Below are 20,858 nucleotides of genomic sequence, written 5' to 3'. Positions count from 1 at the left end.
CTGCCTTAGCAGGAATGACAGGTATAAATCAAACACAGACTTTGTCAACAAACTTCATTATTGGATTTCACGCAGAATACGGAAACCGACATAATTTGCTGCACTAGAAGGGCCTATAAATAGCTGTTTGTCTGCTTTTGCCATCTCAGGTGAGAAGATCCAAGCTCCACCTTTCGCCATGCCTCTTTCATCGTTGGTCCATTCCCAAACGTTACCAACCATATCATAGAAACCTAAGCGGTTTGGCTCGAATGTACGCACTGGTGATGTGCTCTTATTTGACCACTGAGTACCACCCCAACCAGTGTTTGCTTTACCTGAACCGAAGTTATCCCCCCACCAGTAACCACTTTGGCTTCCGGAACGAGCAGCAATTTCCCACTCATCCTCTGAAGGTAAACGGTATTTGAAACCCGTTTGTTGTGATAACCAGCGAGTATAAGCAACCGCATCATTCCTGCTAATACATACCGCTGGAGATTGTGGTGATTGCTTGAAACCGGGGTTACGCCAATAGCTGTCTGCGACAGGCGTGACTTCTGAATTGTCTACGGCAATACAGATGTTTTTCAGCTCAGCATCCGTTTGGTAGCTAGTTTGGTTGATGAATGTTTCAAATTGAGCAACGGTAATGGGGGTCGCGCTCAAGGCGAAAGCATGATCAAGGCGAATTTGTCTTGATGCTTGTTCTCCCAGAAGATATTCACCTTTAATCATGGTGATCATCTCAGGAGCTTTGACGTTACCCTTCAAGGAGTCGGCAAACTTATGACCCGGTTTAAGAATATTTTCATATTCATGTAGAACCGCACGTAGTGTTTGATCTGAAGCGACTTCAATTTCACTATTGAAAGCGCGGTAACCTTCTTTCTCAATAATCACATGATGTTTCCCTACCGGGATTAGCACTTCTACTGGAGTGCTGCCATAGGTTACATCATCAACAATTACTCGGTCTGCGTATTGATTAGAGCGCACCGAAAGGCTAACCCAAGCGACTTCTTTCTGCTTGTCTCCACTTTGCGTGCCTTCACCTGGCGCAAAGCAATATTGCGATTCTAGATTGAGAAGTTTACAAGGCGCATTTTCCGCAGGGCGGGCGTTAAGTTGAGCAGAGATGACGGTGCGATATTGACTGCCGTCTACGAATCCAGATTCGACTACAGCATGTTTTAGAACGTGAATGTTTAGCGATACGTCAGAAGCGTGCCGGGCTACGAGTGCTGACTCTGTAGTTTCATCTACAATCCAACGTTGGAACTGCTTAACCGCTTTTTGCAAACCGAGTTCATTTGTCTGGCTGCTACATTGAGCTAACGTCATGTCTGCGCTACAGGTATTAGTAAAGCTGACTTTCTGTTCGCCAGTGCGCTTTAGCTCCTCACGCAAACGCTCTACGCGAGCACGCAGCTTATCTTGTTCTAAACTTGCGATGTTTTGTTCAATGACGCCTTGCGCAGATTTTTTCTGAGCTAAGGTTACTTGCAATTCTTGCAGCTTTTGTTCAGCTTCTAGGCGAGATTTCTGGTTTTGTTTTACTTTTGACCATGCATCTTGGTACGCCTGTTGCGAAGGCATTATGTCAAGATCCGGTTCATCAATCATCTTCTGATAGTCACGCTCTAGATTTGCTTTCGCCGTTTTTAGCTCAGCATCGAGAGTTGCTGTCTGTTGATTTAGACGTTCCAATTCTTGCTGTTGATTATCGACGGCAGCCTGATCTGACTGGGTCGTTTTTTTTGCATTCTGCAACTCTGAATGTTTACTGAACAGAGCGTCATCAATGGCCATTACAGAGGAAGGCGTGCCTGCTGCCAACGTCGATGTCGCCATTAAGCAAGGTGAGAGTGCTATTAGAAGAGCGGATAAACCTTGTCGCATTGTTGTCTACTTCAGTTAAGTTTTAAAAGTGTTTTGCTTATTCTAAACGAAAACGCCATTTTGTCAGAAGTTATCTTTCAATAACTTGGTAACAAAATGGCGTTTTAACATAACGTTATTTTTCAGCTTTGTGAATCACTACGTAAAAATCAGTGAGTTTTGTCACTTAGCCGTTTTTATTTGGTCTTAGTTTAACCCAAATTGAATCGTTACCATTCACAGTAATCACTCGGTTATAGGTCTCAAAACCGTCTTTTGCGACCGTTACTTGATGACGACCAGCAGGGAGTACAATTTCTACTGGAGTGCTACCGTAGTTAATTCCATTAATGGTGACTGAGTCGTTATATTGGTCAGAACGAACAGTGACATTCGCCCACTGTTTATCGTTCTTTTTATTTGCGTTCTCGTCTGCTGCACCTTGCAGGCAGTAACGGGTAGGTACATTAAGTAACTTACAAGATGCTACGGCTTCTGGCTTAGCTTGCAATTGCGCTTGCATCTGCGTCACATAGTCACTGTTACCTTCAAAGCCGCTCTTGATGATTTGGCTTTCTTGAACGTGAATGTTCAGTTCAACACCATTGGTATTTTGTTTAACAAGCGTTGATTCAGTGACACCATCAAGCAACTTCGCTCGAAAGGTTTTCACGGCTTTTTGCTTGGTTAGATATTTCCCCTGGTTGGCGCACTCTCCGAGTGTCATAGTGGTAGAACAAGCCGTTTTATAACTTGTTTCTAAAACGCTGCTCTCGCGCAGTTCAGACTCAAGACGTTTCACTCGCGCTTCAATACGGCTTTCTTCCAAATTAGCGAATTCAGTTTTTAAGCGAGCCTGTTTTTGCTTAATTTGAGACAGACGCATTTCAATTTCTGTCGCTGACTGTTCATTGGCTAATTTAGCCGACTGGTTTTGTTTCACCGCTGCCCAAGTTTCTTGGTATTTCTTTTGAAAGCTCACCAGATCCGTTTCTGGGTCATCCAAGAGGCGTGAATATTGTTTGTCTAGATCTGATTTTGCACGGTTACGTTTCGCATCTAACTCATCTGCTTCACGTTGTAGGCGCTCTTCTTCATTTTTCAATTGTTGAAGTTTTGCACCTTCCGTTTCATATTCTGAAGAAATTGTGTCAATTTCCGTTTGTTTGATGCTTATCTTCTCATCGATGCTCGCCACAGGATCAGCCTGTGTTACTTGTTCTGCGTTCACCGATGCAGTTAGCCAAAGAGGGCTTAGCGCAAGCAATAGCGCTGGGATGCGATATTTGATCATAGGTCCCTGCAACAATTTAATATTTAACCACCGATAACAGTGGGAAAGACAATCTTTTGACGGTTTCATAAAATCCGACTCATTATGCAAACTTTGTCGCTGTTTTAGCTTCAAAGCACTAAAACTTACCAAAACCTGCTATTAGGTCTCTGATTTTGTAAATCTTACAAATGTGCGATTCCCATTTTGAGCAGATTAATAAAATATGCAAGTACCGATTTCCGTTTCGCAGTGTAGTTTTTCGATTGAATACACATTGACCGTAATTTATGTGCACTTGATCATTGTTCCGATTCGATTAATCTCCTCCATTTCGTCACCACAAATTATCTCATATGCATTCAGTTGTCTAGTGTTGGTGAGTGTTTGTACAGCAATATCACTGCGGTAAAATTTGGTATAAAATGCGAGTCTGTTTCAAAAAATGATGTGGTCTTGAGTGAGCAAAATATGACAACTTCTGCCTTTATAGAGCAAAGAGCCAAAGTTTTGTCGCCTCGTCCGGCGCAGTTGATCACCTTGCCTGCGTATATGGAGTCTCATGATCATAACTACACTCAAATTGTGATTGGTCTTAAAGGTCAGGCTGAATTTGAAGTGTGCGGCAGTGGAAATATTGTTGGCCCGGGGCAGGGGTGTGTTGTGACTTCGGGTTCCGATCATGCTTTTGGCGGTATTGTCGGACAGTCTGACATCTTGGTGCTTAATCTACCTCTTCCTGCCGATGACGATCCTCTCGCGTTGCAGAAAATTAATGATCTTTCACGCAGCGATATCTATTTCCAGCTTGATGGACAAATTCAGAAACTGATCCAGCTTTTGGTTTTGGAAATGCAGACTTATCCTGATGACCTTCTGTTAAGCCGGGCTTGTAACGATACGGTGACCGCTTTGTTGCAGAGACATATATCCAGTTTTTCTACGCATAGAAAAGACTCTCGTTTTGATCTGGAAGCGGTGGATAACTATATCGAACAACATTTAAGTCATAGAATTTCTGTTGCTCAGCTTGCTGGCAGTGTGTTTCTGGGGGAAAGCCAATTTCATAGTTTGTTTAAAGAGCAACAAGGAATCACACCACACCAATATGTATTGGGCAAACGTGTGGACATGGCGAAGTCTCTGATTGAACAAGGTCGCTTAAATCTGGGGCAAATTGCAGAACTGACAGGGTTTTCTAACCAAAGCACTTTCACACATACCTTCTCTCGCTTGCAGGGCATTTCACCCTCGCAATTCAAAAAAAACTGCCGTAACTAGCTATTCTGCTGACAGGCTTTGCAAAATGGTCATTTCATAGCACTCATCAATGACTAACCTGGTATCAGATTTGTCTTTTTTTCTGTTAGTCGTTGCAACAAGCTGCGCTGTTCGCTATTCATCGTGTTATTTAATGAGAATTATTCTTATATATAATGTGTGAATATTGATTTTAAGTTATTTATTTTTATCTGTTAGTAAACAAATGGCATTTTATTTTGCGTTAATTGATGTGATTCTGTTTTTACTTTGTTAATAAACCAAGTTTTTAGCAAAAAGCTCGGAGTTTTTGACAAGTAATCCTCACGCGCTCAAAATACACTGCAGCCATTGTAGGAAGCCCGGATTGGATATACGGGTATGAGATTGAGGAAAGCGCGTGTTTATAGCAACTGATGTGTTGAAAGCCGAATTTGTCGAGCAACCGCTAAACAAATTATGGTCGCAGATCTCGCCACTCTATATGGTGGACGAATCCCAATGGCTAAAGGAACTTTTACCCCTAGCAACCCCGAGCAAAGATGAAAAGTCAGCGATAGCGGCTAAGACAACTGAACTTATCGAGACGATTCGCAAAGACAAGCAATCGATTCAAATGATTGATGCTCTTCTGCTTGAGTACAGCCTAGATACTCAGGAAGGTATTTTATTGATGTGCCTTGCTGAAGCTCTGATGCGTATTCCAGATGCGCAAACTGCGGATGCGTTTATTAAGGACCGTTTAGGCGTTGCTGATTGGAAATCACACCTAAAGAATTCCGATTCTGTATTTGTTAATGCTTCCACATGGGGCTTAATGTTTACAGGCAAAGTGATTGGCCTTTCTGATGTCGAAAGTACCAGTCCAATCCAAGCCGTTAACCGTTTAGTCAACAAGTTGACTGAGCCTGTTATTCGTAAAGCGATGCATCAAGCGATGAAGATCATGGGGCACCAGTTTGTTCTTGGTCGTAACATTGCTGAAGCGCAAAAAAATGGTCGCAAGATGTGTGACAAAGGTTTTACCTACTCATTTGATATGTTGGGTGAAGCCGCACTAACAACTGCTGATGCGAAAAAATATAGCCAAGACTACCTAATGGCAATTGAAGCTGTTGGTGGTGACAAATATGCTTTAGATAACAGTCCTGCACCGTCTATTTCTATCAAACTTTCTGCGCTGCACCCTCGTTACGAAGTGGCAAACCGCGCACGAGTAATGAGTGAGTTGTATCAAACGTTAATGCAATTGCTTGAAAAAGCGATTGAGCTCGATGTGGCTATCACGATTGATGCGGAAGAAGCAGACCGTTTAGAGCTTTCTCTTGAACTGTTTGAAAAAGTTTATCGCAGTGAACTTGTCAAAGGTTGGGGCAAGTTCGGTTTGGTCATCCAAGCTTATTCAAAACGGGCTTTACCTGCGCTCGTTTGGTTAACTGCGCTTGCAAAAGATCAGGGCGATTTGATACCAGTTCGTCTTGTTAAAGGTGCCTATTGGGACAGTGAAGTTAAGTGGTCTCAACAAGCGGGCTATACAGGCTACCCTGTTTATACTCGCAAAGAATCGACCGATGTTTCCTATCTTGCCTGTGCACGTTATCTGTTAAGTGATGCTGTGCGTGGCAATTTGTTCCCACAATTTGCCAGCCATAACGCACAAACAGTGACTTCTATTGCTGTGATGGCGAAGCATAAAGATTTCGAATTCCAACGTCTGCATGGTATGGGTGATGCGCTTTATAATCACGTGATGGCAACCTATAAGCAATCGGTTCGTATTTATGCTCCGGTAGGCAGCCATAAAGATTTGTTGCCTTACCTTGTTCGTCGTCTTCTAGAGAATGGCGCAAACAGCTCGTTTGTTCATCGTCTGGTTGATGCGCGTTGTCCGATCTCTTCGTTGACTCAGCACCCAGTGGACATGCTATTAGAGTGCGAAACCTTAAACAACACGCAAATCCCATTGCCACCAGCCATCTTCTCTGAACGCCGCAATTCTTATGGTGTGAACATTGATATCGAAAGCGAAGCTAAACCATTTGAAAAGCAAGTTGAGTCATTTACTGGTCATCAGTGGAAGGCTGCGCCAATCATCAATGGCATGTCTAAGCTCGAAAGCATGATCAAGGAAGATGTAAAACCTGAGCTTGTGACGGCACCGTATGATCGTCGTATTGACGTGGGTCAAGTCTACTTCGCATCCCATGATCATGTTTCCGAAGCCATTGAATCTGCGCAGGTCGCCTTTGCAAGCTGGAATCAAGAGCCGGCATCTGTTCGCAGCGAAAAATTAGAGAAACTTGCTGATCTATTAGAAGCGAATCTGGCTGAGCTAGTTGCAATTTGTCACCACGAAGCGGGTAAAACCGTTCACGACAGCATTGATGAAGTTCGCGAAGCGGTTGATTTTTGTCGTTACTACGCCAAACAAGTCGATTGCTTAGGTGAGTTCACGGTTGATGGTTTTGATGGTGAAGAGCGTAAAGTACGTCGTGAAGGTCGTGGTGTGTTTGTTTGCATCAGTCCTTGGAACTTCCCACTGGCTATTTTCCTAGGTCAAATTTCTGCGGCATTGGTGGCTGGAAACACGATTGTCGCAAAACCTGCAGAGCAAACCAGTTTAATCGCTGTTCGTGCGGTTGAATTGATGCTGGAAGCGGGTTTCCCAGCGGGCGTTATTCAGCTTCTTCCTGGTAAAGGTGCAGAAATTGGTAGTGCGTTAACGTCGCATCCAAGTATTGCTGGCGTTGCGTTTACAGGGTCAACTGCAACGGCGCAACGTATCAACCAAACACTGGCCGAACGCGATGCAGATCCCGTTCCGTTTATTGCCGAAACGGGTGGTCAGAACGCGATGATCGTAGACAGTACAGCGCTACCTGAGCAAGTGGTTCGCGACGTTTTACGTTCTGCATTTGCTTCAGCGGGTCAACGCTGTTCAGCACTGCGTGTTCTTTTCGTTCAGCAAGATATCGCCGATCGTATTACCACCTTGATTCAAGGTGCGATGCAAGAGCTGTCGGTTGGCCTGCCTTATTTGCACACCACCGATGTGGGACCTGTGATTGATGCCAAAGCGAAGCAAACTTTGCTTGAGCATATCGAACACATGACCAAAACACAGAAGAAAGTGGCGCAACTAAGCCTAGGTGAAGCTTGCCAGCACGGTGACTTTGTATCTCCAACCGCGTTTGAGATTGCAGACATATCATGTCTGACCGAAGAAAAATTTGGTCCGCTGCTGCACATTGTTCGCTTCAAAGCGAATGAGTTGGCGGAGGTGGTGAATCAAATTAACCAAACTGGATTTGGTCTGACTATGGGTATCCATAGCCGTAACGAAACAACGTATCGCTGGATTGAAAAACACGCTCGAGTAGGTAACTGTTACATCAACCGCGACCAAGTAGGTGCTGTGGTTGGCGTTCAGCCATTCGGTGGTCAAGGTTTGTCGGGCACAGGTCCGAAAGCGGGTGGTCCGCACTACTTATACCGTTTTTCTCAAGTTCAGTACTGTTAATCGATTAGGCGAAGGAGACCAAACATGGTTCATCAAGTTACTCGTTTTTCTGACGCTTTTTCGGCTTGGGAAAACTGGAATCTGACAAGTTTTGATTCCAAATGTGAGTGTTTACTTTCATTGAAAGCAAATGTAGAAAACATTTCGCCTCAACTAGCGAAAGTGATTTCTTACCATCTTCAACAGGCTTCTACATTGTTGGCGCATACGCACCAACTTGTTGGCCCAACAGGAGAAACTAACGAGCTGTATACGGCGGGTCGAGGTGTGGCACTGATCATTCAAGATGACAGTAGCTATGCTGCGAAACAAGCTGTAATGGCTCAGTTAACAGCTGCATTGGTTGCGGGCAACAGCGCAGTTTTTTGTAGCGACGATGCTGAATTGTTTTCAGCATTAAAGACCGCTTTCGAGCAGTCAACATTACCAGCAAACGTGGTGCAATTCGCGACATTTGATGCTCATCACCAGTTGATCGAGTCGGATGTTCGCGCTGTAGGTTATGTCGGTAAAACATCGGTTGAGCGTCGTCTTAATCGTGATCTGGCAAAACGTACAGGCGCTATTGTCAGCTTGGTATCAGAAACGGATTTGGATGCCTTACCTGTAGCATACGATCCACACCTATCACTGCGCTTTATTACCGAACGTACTCGTACAATCAATATTACAGCAGTGGGTGGTAACGCAACCTTGCTAGAGCTTGGGAGCGAATCTCATTAGGTCTGATAGGCCATAAAAGATTTTTCAGACCTTAGATCTTTTATCTATCCCCCTTTTTGTGAGGGGGCATGGAAGATAATTTATATTTAGAGGACTCAATATAATGGAAAATAGCTTTGCTATTACGACCACCTTTATCGTCTACCTCATTTTGATGCTGGCGATTGGTGTTTACGCATATCAGCGAACGAAAAGTTCATCGGATTATTTCCTCGGTGGTCGCTCTTTAGGCCCTTGGCCAGCAGCGCTATCTGCGGGTGCATCGGACATGAGCGGATGGTTGTTACTTGGTCTGCCTGGTTATGCCTACGCAGCGGGTTTTGAAGCTTTCTGGTTAGCCGGAGGCCTATTAGTCGGTACTTGGGCAAACTGGCTATTAGTTGCAAAACGTCTACGTACCTATAGTGTAACGACGGATGCACTTACATTGCCTGAATTTTTATCGCGTCGCTTTAATGACAAATCTAAGTTAATTCAAACGATTTCAGCCTTCTTTATCCTGTTATTTTTCCTTTTCTACACCAGTTCTGGTCTTGTCGCTGGTGGCAAGTTGTTTGAAACCGTATTTGGTCTTGATTACACCATCGCGGTCGTTATCGGAACAATCTGTGTGGTTTCATACACACTGTTCGGTGGCTTCCTTGCAGTCTCTTGGACTGACTTAGTGCAAGGTCTTTTAATGGCTGCAGCGCTTCTTATCGTACCTTTTGCCGCACTTGACGGTGGTTTCGGTAAACTGGATGCAGAGCTTACGGCGATCAACCCAGAGCTTCTGACTCTTTGGAATGGGATTGACGGTAAGCCACTGTCTGCAATCGCAATCATTTCTCTTGCAGCATGGGGGTTAGGCTACTTTGGTCAGCCACATATTCTGGCTCGTTTCAAAGCATCACGTTCGAATAAAGATTTAACTGCGGCTCGTCGTATTGCCGTTGTGTGGACCGGTTTGTCAATGTTTGGCGCATTGTTAGTCGGTTTTGTTGGTTTGGTCTATGTAACGAATCACGGCACGCTTCAGCTTGAAGATGGTGAGAAGATCTTCATGCTGCTGGTTAATGCGCTGTTCCACCCAGTTATCGCTGGTATTCTTCTGGCGGCAATTCTTGCGGCGATCATGAGTACCGCCGACTCTCAGCTACTGGTTTCTTCTTCTGCATTGGCTGAAGACTTCTACAAACAGGTATTTAAAACTGACGCAAGCTCAGAAGAGATTGTGCGAGTCGGCCGCCTAGCGGTCATCATCCTATCTGTTATTGCGCTTATCCTAGCGATGACGCCAGACAGTTCAGTATTAGGTTTAGTTTCTTACGCTTGGGCTGGTTTCGGCGCGGCATTTGGTCCTGCGTTAGTGCTAAGCCTGTACTGGTCTCGCATGAACCGTAATGGTGCTCTGGCAGGTATCATTGTCGGTGGTGTGACTATCGTCGTGTGGAAACAGCTGTCTGGTGGTTGGTATGACGTGTATGAAATCGTACCGGGAATCATCCTGTCTACCATCGCTATCGTGGTTGTAAGTTTACTGACTGGTGAACCAGAACAAGCTGTGAAATCACAGCACCAAACGTATAAGAAGCAGTTGGTCGAGTTAGACTAAACCGATACTGCTTTAAACGACTTAAGCCCCGCATTAATTATATAGTAACTAATGCGGGGCTTAATTTTTGCTGCCTTCATACCATTCCTAGATAAAAATATGATCAAATTGGGCATTGATGGAACAGCGAATGAGCATCGAACACAAACACGCATAAACCCTTCCATGGGGCTCCGCTGAGCCATCCTTGGCTCAGAGGGTTTGCTTATCGATACCCATTCACTGATCAGAAACTTTTTAGAACGGTATCCCAAATCGTTTACATCAAATCAAATGCGGATAGTAGGAATATACCTAGGGTGCATGAGAACAGTGAAAAGATGGTTGTTAGCGCAATGATATTGGCAGCTAATGTCGCATTGCCACCCATGGCTCTTGCCATCACATAGCTAGCTGCCGCGGTGGGGGCGGAACTCATCAGGAAGACCATCCCCAGCTCCATACCTCGGAAACCAAATATCAGTGCGCCTAATGTGGTTAACAGCGGCGCGAGAATAAGCTTAAAGCCAGTAGCATACCATGCGGGTGCGTTGTCTTCTCTTAGTGCTTTTAAATCCAAAGAACCACCAGTGCACAGCAGTGCCAGAGGAAGGGTCATATTGCCCAAATAGCGCCCGGCATCCGTGACCATTTTCGGAATTGGAATAGAGAATCCGTAGCAGAAGATGCCGAGCAGTATTGCTATGATCAGTGGGTTCTTGGTCAGAGTTCGAAAGATGATTTTGGATGTCGGAGTACCTTTGGCGTCACTTTTGCTGGTTAAAGCAATAACCGCTTGGATATTGTAGAGCAAAGTCATACTGGCAACGTAAATGGCGGCCAGAGCAACCCCTGTATTTCCATAAGCATTAGCAACATAGGCGATAGCTATGATGGCGGTATTTGCACGGAAAGCACCTTGGATGATAACGCCTTGATCCTGTGGTCGAGCGAATGTTTTTTTAGTGATAAAAGTGGTGAATAAAAAGAACAGAAAGTTGGCGACCACACCGTAAAGGATCAATGATGTACTGGAAGAAAAATCGTGGTTTGAACTAACAATGCTTAAAAACAGCATAGTGGGTAGCGTTACTTCAAAGACGATTTTTGAAGCAACTTCGATAAAGTTATCGTTAATCAGGTTGATGCGTTTAAGAAATACTCCCAAAACCAGCATTAAACAAATAGGACCTGTGATTGAGGCCGAAAACATCAGTAATTGAAAAATGCTGTCCACGTTCATTCCTTGAACTTCAGATGAAGAGATATTTAAAACGATAAGCACTGACGTGTAGTTTAACGACAGTGCTTATTGGCAGATTTTTATACTCTACAGTGTGTTGGCGTTGATTGGAATACGCTGGCGAGCGGTTAACATGATGAGCAGCAGCTTGCCTTTTGTTTAGGGATAAAGCGTTTCCACAGGTCTGCCGCGATAATGACAGCGAGTGCGATACCACTGGTCCAAGCGACCACTGGCGGTAATAATTCGTTGCTTGCAGCAAGTTGAGCATTGATATTGATGGCGTAAGTATCGACTAAGAAGTTAGTGAGATAACCAAACAATATTGCAACACCCACCACACCAACGAGATAGCTCACCAACGCCTTCGCTCCCAACTCTTTTTTTACGATGCCAAGCGTGGCCATGTTCGTTGCAGGGCCAGCAAGTAAGAACACAAGCACTGCACCCGGTGAAACGCCAGCGAGCATCAATCCTGCGGCAATGGGTGTTGAAGCGGATGCACAGATATACATAGGGACTCCAACCAATGCCATCAGGATCATCGCCCAAGGGCTGCGACTGATTTCAACCAAAGCTTCAGACGGAACAAATGTGACCACTAAAGCAGAGACAACCAAGCCCACAATCAACCACAACGATAAATCCTCAATCAAATCTGTGAAAGCATATTTTTGACCTTCCCACAGCTTTTTCAGCCAGGATTGTGATTTTTCCTCAGCTGTATGTGCAGTTGATTGATGGCTACTGCAACTATGAGAGTTTGAACAGCATGAGCTGTTTACCGCAGCAGATGGTGGTGGCGGTGTATGGTTGTCTTGATCGGTTAGCAATACCAAAAATGCAGCACTGATTGCTGAAGCAGTGGCGGCTATCGGACGAATGACAGCCATGAATGGGCCCAATAGCGCGTATGAAATGGCAATCGAGTCTACGCCCGTTTCCGGTGTAGAGATTAAAAACGCCGTTGTGGCACTTTTTGAAGCGCCTCCGCGACGAAGCCCCACTGCCGCGGGTATCACGCCACAGGAACATAGCGGTAGCGGCATCCCTAATATTGCCGCTTTGACACTTGGCCACATGCCGTGTCCGGTTAAATGTTTACTCAGTTTTTCATTGCTCAGTGTGACTTTAAGTACACCAGCAACGAATAACCCTATGATTAGCCAGAAAGAAGCATCAAGCCACAAATCGAGCAGGGTATCTAAAAACGTTGTGATAGTTTGCATATTAAGCCTCTTCTGGCTGAGTGTGAGTTAAAGCAGTGAGGATGGTGCAGTGTTCGGCAGAATGTGCTCCTCCGCAACAGCGCTCATTAATGACTCTCAATGCATCGTGCATATGTTGCAGTTGAGCAATGCGCAGTTCAATGTCTCTCAATTTGGCTTGAGTGATCTCTTTTACTTCTTGGCAAGTGTGCTGATCAGGTTCAATTTGGATTGAAAGCAGTTCCTGAATATCACTTAAAGATAAGCCCACTTCTTTGGCATGAAGGATGAATTTCAACTTATCAATACAGTGTTGGTCATATTGACGATAACCGTTATCTGCACGCAGTGGCTCTATTAAGCCTTGCTGCTCATAAAATCGAATTGCCTCTGTGGTTATGTTGAGCTGTTTCGCCAGTTGACCGCGAGTTAAAGACACCATGCACAAACCTCACTTCTCTTGTCATTTTGCAACAGTATAAACTTTGTAGTTAAGTACAAGGTCAAGTAGTTTGAGTATATCAAGGTGAGTTATTTTCCGTATTCGTGTTTGTAAAACTAGCCCCGCCATACTAAAATTTTTTATTTATTAAATTGAAAAATAAAGAATTATGAGTGAGAAAATCTACTTCAATACCGCGCAACGTTTTAATTGGCGTCGCAGTTTAGTGAATGTCACCACGCGTTTGCACCATACATTGGCACCAAGGCATGCGAAGAAAACCGCAAGAAAGCTGCTTCTCACTCCTGATCGAATGAAAGCGAAGAATCATGAGCCAACAGGTTTAATCAAATCTCAGGTTCCATCACCGGAAGGGTTGTTAACGACATTTCGTTTAGGCACTGGACCTGTTTGGGTATTAACTCATGGTTGGTCAGGCTCTTCGAATCAGTTTTATCCGTTAATGGAGCATATCGCTTCACTGGGATTTACGGCTCTGGCTTACGATCATCCTGGGCATGGTGAAAGTGAAGGGGCTCTAGGGCACATACCCGCATTTGTGCGTGGGCTAGAAGCGATTCTCGATAGTGAAGATGATGTGGTTGGCTTAGTCGGACACAGTATGGGTAACGCAACTGCGCTGGAATGTCGACACGCAAAAATCGCCAACTGTCCGATGCTACTGATTGCCCCTGTTTTGGATTACTTAGATAACCTGTTTAGCACCGTGGCTCGTTCGGGGTACTCGATGCGTTTATTTGAAGAAGTGGTGAACGAAGTTCAGGACGAATATCACTACCCCATTCACTCGATTGACCCATACAAAAAGCTCAAACAGCGTGAGTCACAGACTATCATTGTTCATGATGAAGGCGATAAATTTGCTAAGTATGCGATATCGCAAAAAGCGTCCCAAGAGATTGAAAAAGTGACGCTCATAACCACGCAAAATCAAGGTCATGGTAGAGTGATGACAAGCCCTGAGGTAATGAATGCATTCGATCAAATTGCTAGATTGGTTGCTTAAAAACAAGATTTTAACTGGGTGGCTGTTTAATTGAGCGACAGTTTAAAACTGATGTTTTAGTGAAACTCAGCCTAACGGAAAAGGGATTTTTCTATTTCTATTCATTTCAAAATGTTAAGTTGTTGGATTTTATGTTGATTAGTTTAACAACTTGACAAAAAATTATTATCTCCTTGTTTGATTACGTGTGATCATGATGTTGCCGTAAGGCTTTTGTAAGGAAAATAATAATGAATAGAAATGATAGTGTCCCTTTACCCCACAATACCCGAGAATGGTTTTTAAACCGAAACAGTCTGATAGTGATTGCTGATATCGTACTGTTTTTAACTTTATTCTATACCCTACCTTTTGAGCCTAATGTGGTATTAGGTATCAGTATGCTAACGTTTATCGCCATTCTTTGGCTAACAGAAGCATTACATGTCACCGTCACGGCAATACTTGTCCCTGTCATGGCGGTATTTCTTGGTGTATTTGATACCCAAGCGGCTCTGAATAACTTTGCCAACTCCATTATCTTCCTATTTTTGGGTGGTTTTGCCCTAGCGGCGGCTATGCATCGCCAAGGTTTAGATAAAGTGATTGCCGATAAAGTGCTTGTATTAGCTCAAGGACGCATGAGCGCTGCTGTCTTCATGTTGTTTGGTGTTTCTGCGGCACTCTCTATGTGGATCAGCAACACGGCAACCACAGCCATGATGTTACCTCTCGTGCTCGGCATTTTGAGTAAGGTGGATGATAAACGAGGTCATTCAACTTATGTCTTTGTTCTGTTAGGTATTGCTTACAGTGCAAGCATTGGTGGTATTGCCACGGTTGTAGGTAGTCCACCAAACGCGATTGCCGCCGCTGAAGTCGGTTTAACTTTCTTTGATTGGATGAAATTCGGCTTGCCAACAACATTGGTGCTGCTACCAATCTGTTTGGCGATTCTTTATTTCATGTTAAAGCCCGACCTCAGTGGTCAGTTTGATACCCATTCTGAACCTGTAAATTGGGACAAGGGCAAAATAGTTACCCTAGGAATTTTTTCGCTGGTGGTATTTCTATGGATATTCAGTGCTCCTGTGAATGCTATGTTAGGCGGCTTTATGAGCTTCGATTCGCTCATCGCCCTTTGTGCGATTATCATGATCAGCTTTGCCCGCGTGGTGCATTGGAAAGATATAGAAAAGACAGCCGACTGGGGTGTGTTACTTCTGTTTGGTGGTGGTATCTGTTTGAGTAATGTGTTGAAACAAACGGGTACGAGTGTGTTTATTGCTCAGGAATTAAGCCAGTTAATCTCTGAATTCGGAATGTTTTTTATTGTCTTTGTGATTGCTGTGTTTGTGGTGTTCCTGACGGAATTTGCCAGTAACACTGCCAGTGCTGCACTTCTGGTCCCTGTGTTTGCTAGTGTTGCCGAAGTGTTTGGCGTATCACCCGTTATATTGTCAGTGTTGATCGCCATCTCTGCTTCTTGCGCATTCATGTTACCTGTTGCTACACCACCAAATGCTATCGTGTTTGGTACAGGACACATAGAACAACGCGAAATGATGAAGGTTGGATTTGTTCTCAATCTAGCCTGTATCGCAATTTTGACCACCATTGCGATGACGTTCTGGTAAGGTAAATAAAAATACAAAATTAGCTGTTCAAAACTGAGCAGCTAATTTGTTTGTTAAGTTTTTTCTGTGTTGCTTTTATCTGGGGCAATAACGGTATTAATGATCCAGATATAAATAGTTTTGCCAACTCTTCATACGGATAAGTATTTTACGCATGATAGATACGTGCTCAAAGCTATCTGAATACACGGCTATTTCTGCACTAGACCCTAGCGGTAGGTTGTATTCGCTCATATCGTCCGTGAGTTTCAGTTTTACCATCACACGCCTTTGAGTGTTGATCGATTGTGTGCCAATCAACGAGCCTCTAGCCTGAACCTGACCTTCTGCAATCGCAGGGATGACATCAACAACTTCACCTTTGAATACTTTGCCCGGAATAGAGCGGAAGACAAATTCTGCTTCAAATCCTGTCTTTAAGCGCTGCATAGAGTTTTGGCGGAAAGCACCGTAGAAATAGACATCTTCAGTGTGAACAAATGTCATCACTGGTGATAATGGCAGTGGAACCGCCATCATACCCGGACGCAGTGCAAGCTGTGTTACAAAGCCGTCTGTTGGCGCTGTTACAACGGTTTGCTCTAAGTTGAACTCCGCCTGAGCGAGCTCAGCCTCAACACGGGCAACGGTTGTGTTTTCACCGTCAATCTCAGACTCATAAGCAAGACGAGCGGACTCCTGCTGGGCTTGTGCGGCTTCTAAAGAAGCCTGCGCGCTGATTGGTGGTATCCACTTGTTGGGCAGTAAATGCCCCGCGTTTGAAGCCTTTTTCGTAGCGTTCATACTCGCGTTTTGCTTTATCACGAGCGGCTTCTGCCTTGGTCGTATTTGAAACTGCTTCTTTATAAACCGATTCTAGTTGTAGTACTTGTTGCTCAGCTTCTGCTACCGCGGCCTCTTTACGCACGACTTCAGCCTCAAATGGTGTAGGATCGATTTTGAATAACACATCACCTTTGTTCAGGTGTTGGTTGGGTACGACATCTACCTCGAACACTTTACCACGCACACCAGACACGATAGGTGTGGTGCTATAAGCTTGACCACCGATCGCTGTGAATGGGTGATTGTAATTCATTAGCAGAATAAGCGTACCAATGATAATCACGCCACCGAGTACAGCCGTCGGTACCGACCATTTATTGAGAGGGATTTTAAAAACTTTGAAAACGGCAATACAAATCGCGGTGTAAGTCAGAATAAGTAATAAATCCATTATTTTTGCTCCTCTTCTTGCATGGTTTCTTTAGCCGCTGGAGCTTGCTTTTGACTTAATTGTGCGATTTCATTTTTTAGCATGGCAACCTGTTGTGTTAACTGGTCAACACGGACATGAATATCGTGCGTTTCTTCTTGAAGTTTGTTGAACCCCCAACCTCGGTCTTCACGCCACAATGTTGCCCAAATCCATAGAAATGGCCATAAAACATGTAAGGTAAACAGGCTAACCCAGCCTGCCACATGAATGGCATCCTGATGAGGGTGATTACGTTCTTTAGCCATTTCATACGGAATGTCATGAATGACAATGATGCCGTAGAAAATCACTAAGCACACAAACACCAACATACCTAGGGCAAAATAATCTAAAAACATAGAATGATCCTATATAAATTGAAGACTTATCGTGGTGATAAACAAAATCTCTTTACATATAAAATGATGGCCAATTGGGTATATACTCTTCCTACTTAAAGCTGCAGCGGTGTTGGCTACGCTCGCTCACTCCAATCGCATAGTTTATCTATGCTCATGGGGATTCACTCACTTGCCGCCTACCTGCAACTTCAAGTAGTTTGGGTATAGTCGTGGCAATTATTTCATATCAGTCCGCTGCGATATGGAAAATAGCAGGTCGCTACCTTCTGTTTCTTAAAGCGTAGTACTTTTTTCTGTTAAATCGCGGTTTATTCTACTTGTGAATGTATTTAGTTGTAACAGTATCGTCTGATAAATCAAAGGATTATTCTGAACACACTTGGTTTCGCCCGTTTGCCTTGGCTCGATACAAAGCTTTGTCTGCTCGATAGAAGGTTCTTTGAGTATTTTCACCGTCTTTATTTAAGGTTATCCCAATACTCACGGTTAAACCGCGCTCGCCTAAAATCTCTTGCCACTGGAACTTAAAGATTCTTTGACGAAATGCTTCTGCTGATGCCTGTGCTTGTTCTATGGTCATATCCTCGAGAATGACCAAAAACTCTTCGCCACCATAGCGTATACAAGATGCTTTGGGGTCTTTGAAGTGATCAGCCAGTTCACTTGAGACATTGACAATCGCTTTATCACCAACCAGATGGCTAAGTTCGTCGTTGATGGATTTAAAGTGGTCAATATCAACTACTAAGAAAGCAAATGGAGTTTCGGTATGCAGTAGAGCTTTGAGTTTTCCATCCAGCCAACGGCGGTTATGCAGTTTGGTGAGCGGGTCGGTCAATACGTCTTGCTGTAGGCGAGCAACTGCGTTTTTATGGTGCTCTGTGGTCTCTTTCAGCTCTTGGTTCTCGAGTTCTGATACGATAAGTTTCAATTGCAGCTCAAAGCGAGATAAACGGCGCAACTGTGCCGCTCCCAGTTCCGCAATCGGGATGCTTTGAATAAGTTCGGACTCAATTTTAAAGGCTTCTCGTTGGTAGCGCAGTGCTTCTTTATACAATCCTTGACGTTCAAAAATTCGGCTGAAAGTCTGATATAAGCCTTTTCCCAATATTGGGGATGGAAAACGTTTGAGGCGCTTTTCGGTACCAAACAGCAGCATATTTGAAATGTCAGATTTACCAAGTTCCAGGAAACATTTTGCGCGTTCTACACGCACCATGTTAGCAAGCCAGTAAGAATGAATGTTGCCTGGGGCAAACTGAACGGTTGATAAAGTACGTAATGCCTGCGGTATATTGCCTTGATAACGATATATTTTGGCTTCGTATAAGATGGTTTGGCCGGCAAGAATTTTGTCACTCACCAAAATACTCAATTCTTCACACTCTTTTACTAGCTCGTTGGCTTCATCGAAGCGTCCGAGGTTTACGTAGCAGGCAAGCATGTAAAGTTTGTAGCGTAACCTCAACGATCGACTACTTATTGCGTGGTCAAGGCTGTCGATTTTCAGGTAGTAACTCATTGCTCTGCGATGATCACCATAAGCGTCGCACAAGTTGCCCATGCCTAATATAGCAAGTACGTAACCATCGATATAACGATACTCTACCGCTAATCCGGAAGATGAAATATGCTCTTGCAGCGCTTCTACATAATCGCCGTTTTCAATCAGCAGCTCAGCAAGACTATTTTTTACTGAAAGAATAAGTTCCGCTTGGTTGGAATCTAACAAATTTAGCGCCGACCTAAGTTTGCTAATGCTGCTTGGTATCTGGCGCATTTTTGCATGAAATTCTGCACTAACAATAAAGCACATCGCTTTTTCTTCATTAGTTATGGCGATGTTTTTGCGAACATGGTTCCAGAAGATCACGGCTTCTTCGCCATTGACAGATGTGGCATCTAACCCTGCTTCTTGAACTTTATTCAGTAGTACTTCCATTGATTAATTCTCCAAAGTCAGCTCTTCAAGCAGTTCAAGAGTGAAAGGAAAACTGACTATTGTATGAAGTGTTGTCTGTGGAAGCGTGCCATGAAGCTTCTTGCGCTCCCATGGATAAATTTCAATCATTTTCTCAATAATATCAAATAGATGTTCTGCTGCATCACCACGCTCGCTCATTAATAATCCTAAGTAATTGACACTTAAACGTGAGAGCAGATCTTTGGATCCACACAATGAATGAATCAGTTCTGTACAGGCATCTAAAAACAACGGGTTAGCATGATATATTGAAATGACGGAATGAGACGAGTTCATCAGGTCAACTTTATGCAAGACCATTTGCTCCCACCAGAAGTTTTCTGGTACCACATGAGATAAATGTTTCTCTGGATGATACTCGTGTTGATTTCGGATTCGATTTAGAAGTTTCTTCGCTCGCTGATCCAGTTGTCGCTTGGAAGTTCGAGCCTTATCGGAACCTAAGCGGAGGCTTTGCTCATGGAGCATTTGCAGTGAGTATTCGCGATACTTTTTGAACGCTTCCAATGCGGTGTAGTCATCGCCGATCTCTTCGGAGACGAGCGCTTGTTGATAGCAAATTTGCGACAGTAGCTCACCATTATTAAAACTGCGGGCGGTCTTTTCTGCTGAAATAAGCAACTCTACGGCTTGCGAATGATTTTTCCTCAATAACTCAATTTTTGCCCGGCTAATGTATGAGTGGGCTTTCATTCTAGAGAGGTTATGGGCGACCGCGAGCTTATGAGCTTTTTGCGTAGCTTGCTGAGCATCTTCAATTCGTTCCAAACCTAGCAGTGCTAAGCCACGAAAATCCCAGACTTCGGTCTGCCATGTTTTGTCAGGATAGTCAGCAAGTGCTTCATCTGCACCATCAAGGACAGTCAGCATATCTAAGTACTGTCCTTGCAAATAGAGATCCCAAGCCCATAGAATTCGGGCTTTACCCTCAAGCCATGAAATCTCTAAATTATGTGCGACTTTAGCCGCGAGCTGGTGGGTTGAACTGGCTTGTTGGTACTGTTTGGTTATGCGCCAGATATTGCCAAAACCGATGAGGCTTTCAATCAGCACTTCATCTTCGTCCACTAACGCAGACTGCTCTAGGGCGTTAATCCAAAATTGTTGGGCGGTATAGTATTTGGCTTGTCCCCAGAACTGCAACGCATGAACATGGAGAATTTCTGGCAGAAATTCGTCAGTGTCGAGACTATTCTGATACCGACGCGCTTCTTTGATATATTTCAATCCCTTACGGTAATTCGTTTCACACCATGCGCAACGGGACATAATGATCAGTGCTTGAATCATGCCATCGTGAAAAAGGGACTGTTTCGCTTGGGTGAGAGCTTTCTCTGCGATAGCCAATACATCGGCGGGCTCAGACTCTATACGGGGCCTAAGCTTTTTGAGCTCTGATAATAATAGGTACTGGCTTTGATCCAAATCCATTACTTCCTGGCTGTACGACACACGCATACAATGTCATTGAGTTTGTTGACCGCGTGTCGTTTGAATATCGATGCCATTTAGCACTAATTACATAGCAAA

General features: G+C 44.1%; 14 protein-coding genes and 1 pseudogene. 6 read left to right on the top strand and 9 right to left on the bottom strand.

The features are described 5' to 3' along the window. Window positions 1–57: 57 nt before the first annotated feature. Both ACK5MF_RS00705 and ACK5MF_RS00700 read right to left on the bottom strand, forming a co-directional pair. Window positions 58–1,881, bottom strand: a complete 1,824-nt coding sequence (locus tag ACK5MF_RS00705) for an SUMF1/EgtB/PvdO family nonheme iron enzyme (protein ID WP_416918395.1) — start codon at window positions 1,879–1,881, stop codon at window positions 58–60. 166 nt (window positions 1,882–2,047) lie between these two features. Beyond that, the gene (locus tag ACK5MF_RS00700; protein ID WP_416918393.1) at window positions 2,048–3,154 is read right to left on the bottom strand and encodes a PEGA domain-containing protein; all 1,107 of its coding nucleotides are present in this window, start codon (window positions 3,152–3,154) and stop codon (window positions 2,048–2,050) included. Between the two features lie 450 nt (window positions 3,155–3,604). On the opposite strand from ACK5MF_RS00700, the gene ACK5MF_RS00695 reads away from it, so the two are divergent. The 4 genes from ACK5MF_RS00695 to putP all read left to right on the top strand — a co-directional run bounded on the left by ACK5MF_RS00695 (window position 3,605) and on the right by putP (window position 10,230). After that, the gene (locus ACK5MF_RS00695) at window positions 3,605–4,414 is read left to right on the top strand and encodes a helix-turn-helix domain-containing protein (protein WP_416918391.1); all 810 of its coding nucleotides are present in this window, start codon (window positions 3,605–3,607) and stop codon (window positions 4,412–4,414) included. A 379-nt stretch (window positions 4,415–4,793) separates the two neighbouring features. Beyond that, window positions 4,794–7,913 carry a bifunctional proline dehydrogenase/L-glutamate gamma-semialdehyde dehydrogenase PutA gene (gene putA / locus ACK5MF_RS00690; protein ID WP_416918389.1) on the top strand — a complete coding sequence of 1,040 codons (3,120 nt, stop codon included), beginning with the start codon at window positions 4,794–4,796 and terminating at the stop codon, window positions 7,911–7,913. A gap of 24 nt (window positions 7,914–7,937) precedes the next feature. Continuing rightward, window positions 7,938–8,636 (top strand): 1-pyrroline-5-carboxylate dehydrogenase, encoded by a 699-nt coding sequence (locus ACK5MF_RS00685; protein WP_416918387.1) that lies wholly within the window; start codon window positions 7,938–7,940, stop codon window positions 8,634–8,636. Between the two features lie 103 nt (window positions 8,637–8,739). Then, on the top strand, window positions 8,740–10,230 hold the full coding sequence (putP, locus tag ACK5MF_RS00680; RefSeq protein ID WP_416918385.1) for a sodium/proline symporter PutP: 1,491 nt from the start codon (window positions 8,740–8,742) through the stop codon (window positions 10,228–10,230). Window positions 10,231–10,489: 259 nt separating this feature from the next. Here putP and ACK5MF_RS00675 read toward each other — a convergent pair whose 3' ends face one another. The 3 genes from ACK5MF_RS00675 to zntR form a co-directional block, all read right to left on the bottom strand. Beyond that, window positions 10,490–11,452 (bottom strand): AEC family transporter, encoded by a 963-nt coding sequence (locus tag ACK5MF_RS00675; RefSeq protein ID WP_416918383.1) that lies wholly within the window; start codon window positions 11,450–11,452, stop codon window positions 10,490–10,492. Between the two features lie 128 nt (window positions 11,453–11,580). Then, window positions 11,581–12,681 carry an SO_0444 family Cu/Zn efflux transporter gene (locus ACK5MF_RS00670; protein ID WP_416918381.1) on the bottom strand — a complete coding sequence of 367 codons (1,101 nt, stop codon included), beginning with the start codon at window positions 12,679–12,681 and terminating at the stop codon, window positions 11,581–11,583. 1 nt (window position 12,682) lies between these two features. Continuing rightward, a complete protein-coding gene (zntR, locus tag ACK5MF_RS00665) occupies window positions 12,683–13,102 on the bottom strand; it encodes a Zn(2+)-responsive transcriptional regulator (protein ID WP_416918379.1) in 420 nt (139 codons plus the stop codon). 169 nt (window positions 13,103–13,271) lie between these two features. On the opposite strand from zntR, the gene ACK5MF_RS00660 reads away from it, so the two are divergent. Continuing rightward, a complete protein-coding gene (locus ACK5MF_RS00660; protein ID WP_416918377.1) occupies window positions 13,272–14,129 on the top strand; it encodes an alpha/beta fold hydrolase in 858 nt (285 codons plus the stop codon). 230 nt (window positions 14,130–14,359) lie between these two features. Further along, window positions 14,360–15,745 carry an SLC13 family permease gene (locus tag ACK5MF_RS00655; RefSeq protein ID WP_416918375.1) on the top strand — a complete coding sequence of 462 codons (1,386 nt, stop codon included), beginning with the start codon at window positions 14,360–14,362 and terminating at the stop codon, window positions 15,743–15,745. A 96-nt stretch (window positions 15,746–15,841) separates the two neighbouring features. Here ACK5MF_RS00655 and ACK5MF_RS00650 read toward each other — a convergent pair. From ACK5MF_RS00650 to ACK5MF_RS00635, 4 genes and pseudogenes are all read right to left on the bottom strand, one after another. Next, a pseudogene (locus ACK5MF_RS00650) lies at window positions 15,842–16,961 on the bottom strand (HlyD family secretion protein). Beyond that, the gene (locus ACK5MF_RS00645; protein WP_416918374.1) at window positions 16,961–17,341 is read right to left on the bottom strand and encodes a DUF3302 domain-containing protein; all 381 of its coding nucleotides are present in this window, start codon (window positions 17,339–17,341) and stop codon (window positions 16,961–16,963) included. Before ACK5MF_RS00645 ends, ACK5MF_RS00650 begins: the two are co-directional and overlap by 1 nt. 367 nt (window positions 17,342–17,708) lie before the next feature. Continuing rightward, entirely contained in the window at window positions 17,709–19,286 is a 1,578-nt protein-coding gene (locus ACK5MF_RS00640) for a diguanylate cyclase domain-containing protein (protein ID WP_416918372.1), read from the bottom strand. 3 nt (window positions 19,287–19,289) lie between these two features. Next, window positions 19,290–20,753, bottom strand: a complete 1,464-nt coding sequence (locus tag ACK5MF_RS00635) for a hypothetical protein (RefSeq protein ID WP_416918511.1) — start codon at window positions 20,751–20,753, stop codon at window positions 19,290–19,292. Window positions 20,754–20,858: the final 105 nt, after the last annotated feature.

It is taken from the genome of Vibrio sp. (assembly GCF_047973365.1).
Taxonomy (GTDB): domain Bacteria; phylum Pseudomonadota; class Gammaproteobacteria; order Enterobacterales; family Vibrionaceae; genus Vibrio.
The sequence above is the reverse complement of the archived record's forward strand: the minus strand, read 5'-3'. Positions and strand labels throughout refer to the sequence as shown.

Bases quoted from the DNA above. Each gene is read 5' to 3' on its own strand.
- zntR (WP_416918379.1), bottom strand. From the start codon at position 13,102: ATGGTGTCTTTAACTCGCGGTCAACTGGCGAAACAGCTCAACATAACC.
- ACK5MF_RS00700 (WP_416918393.1), bottom strand. From the start codon at position 3,154: ATGATCAAATATCGCATCCCAGCGCTATTGCTTGCGCTAAGCCCTCTT.
- ACK5MF_RS00705 (WP_416918395.1), bottom strand. From the start codon at position 1,881: ATGCGACAAGGTTTATCCGCTCTTCTAATAGCACTCTCACCTTGCTTA.
- ACK5MF_RS00655 (WP_416918375.1), top strand. From the start codon at position 14,360: ATGAATAGAAATGATAGTGTCCCTTTACCCCACAATACCCGAGAATGG.
- ACK5MF_RS00645 (WP_416918374.1), bottom strand. From the start codon at position 17,341: ATGTTTTTAGATTATTTTGCCCTAGGTATGTTGGTGTTTGTGTGCTTA.
- ACK5MF_RS00675 (WP_416918383.1), bottom strand. From the start codon at position 11,452: ATGAACGTGGACAGCATTTTTCAATTACTGATGTTTTCGGCCTCAATC.
- ACK5MF_RS00685 (WP_416918387.1), top strand. From the start codon at position 7,938: ATGGTTCATCAAGTTACTCGTTTTTCTGACGCTTTTTCGGCTTGGGAA.
- ACK5MF_RS00695 (WP_416918391.1), top strand. From the start codon at position 3,605: ATGACAACTTCTGCCTTTATAGAGCAAAGAGCCAAAGTTTTGTCGCCT.
- ACK5MF_RS00670 (WP_416918381.1), bottom strand. From the start codon at position 12,681: ATGCAAACTATCACAACGTTTTTAGATACCCTGCTCGATTTGTGGCTT.
- ACK5MF_RS00640 (WP_416918372.1), bottom strand. From the start codon at position 19,286: ATGGAAGTACTACTGAATAAAGTTCAAGAAGCAGGGTTAGATGCCACA.
- putP (WP_416918385.1), top strand. From the start codon at position 8,740: ATGGAAAATAGCTTTGCTATTACGACCACCTTTATCGTCTACCTCATT.
- ACK5MF_RS00660 (WP_416918377.1), top strand. From the start codon at position 13,272: ATGAGTGAGAAAATCTACTTCAATACCGCGCAACGTTTTAATTGGCGT.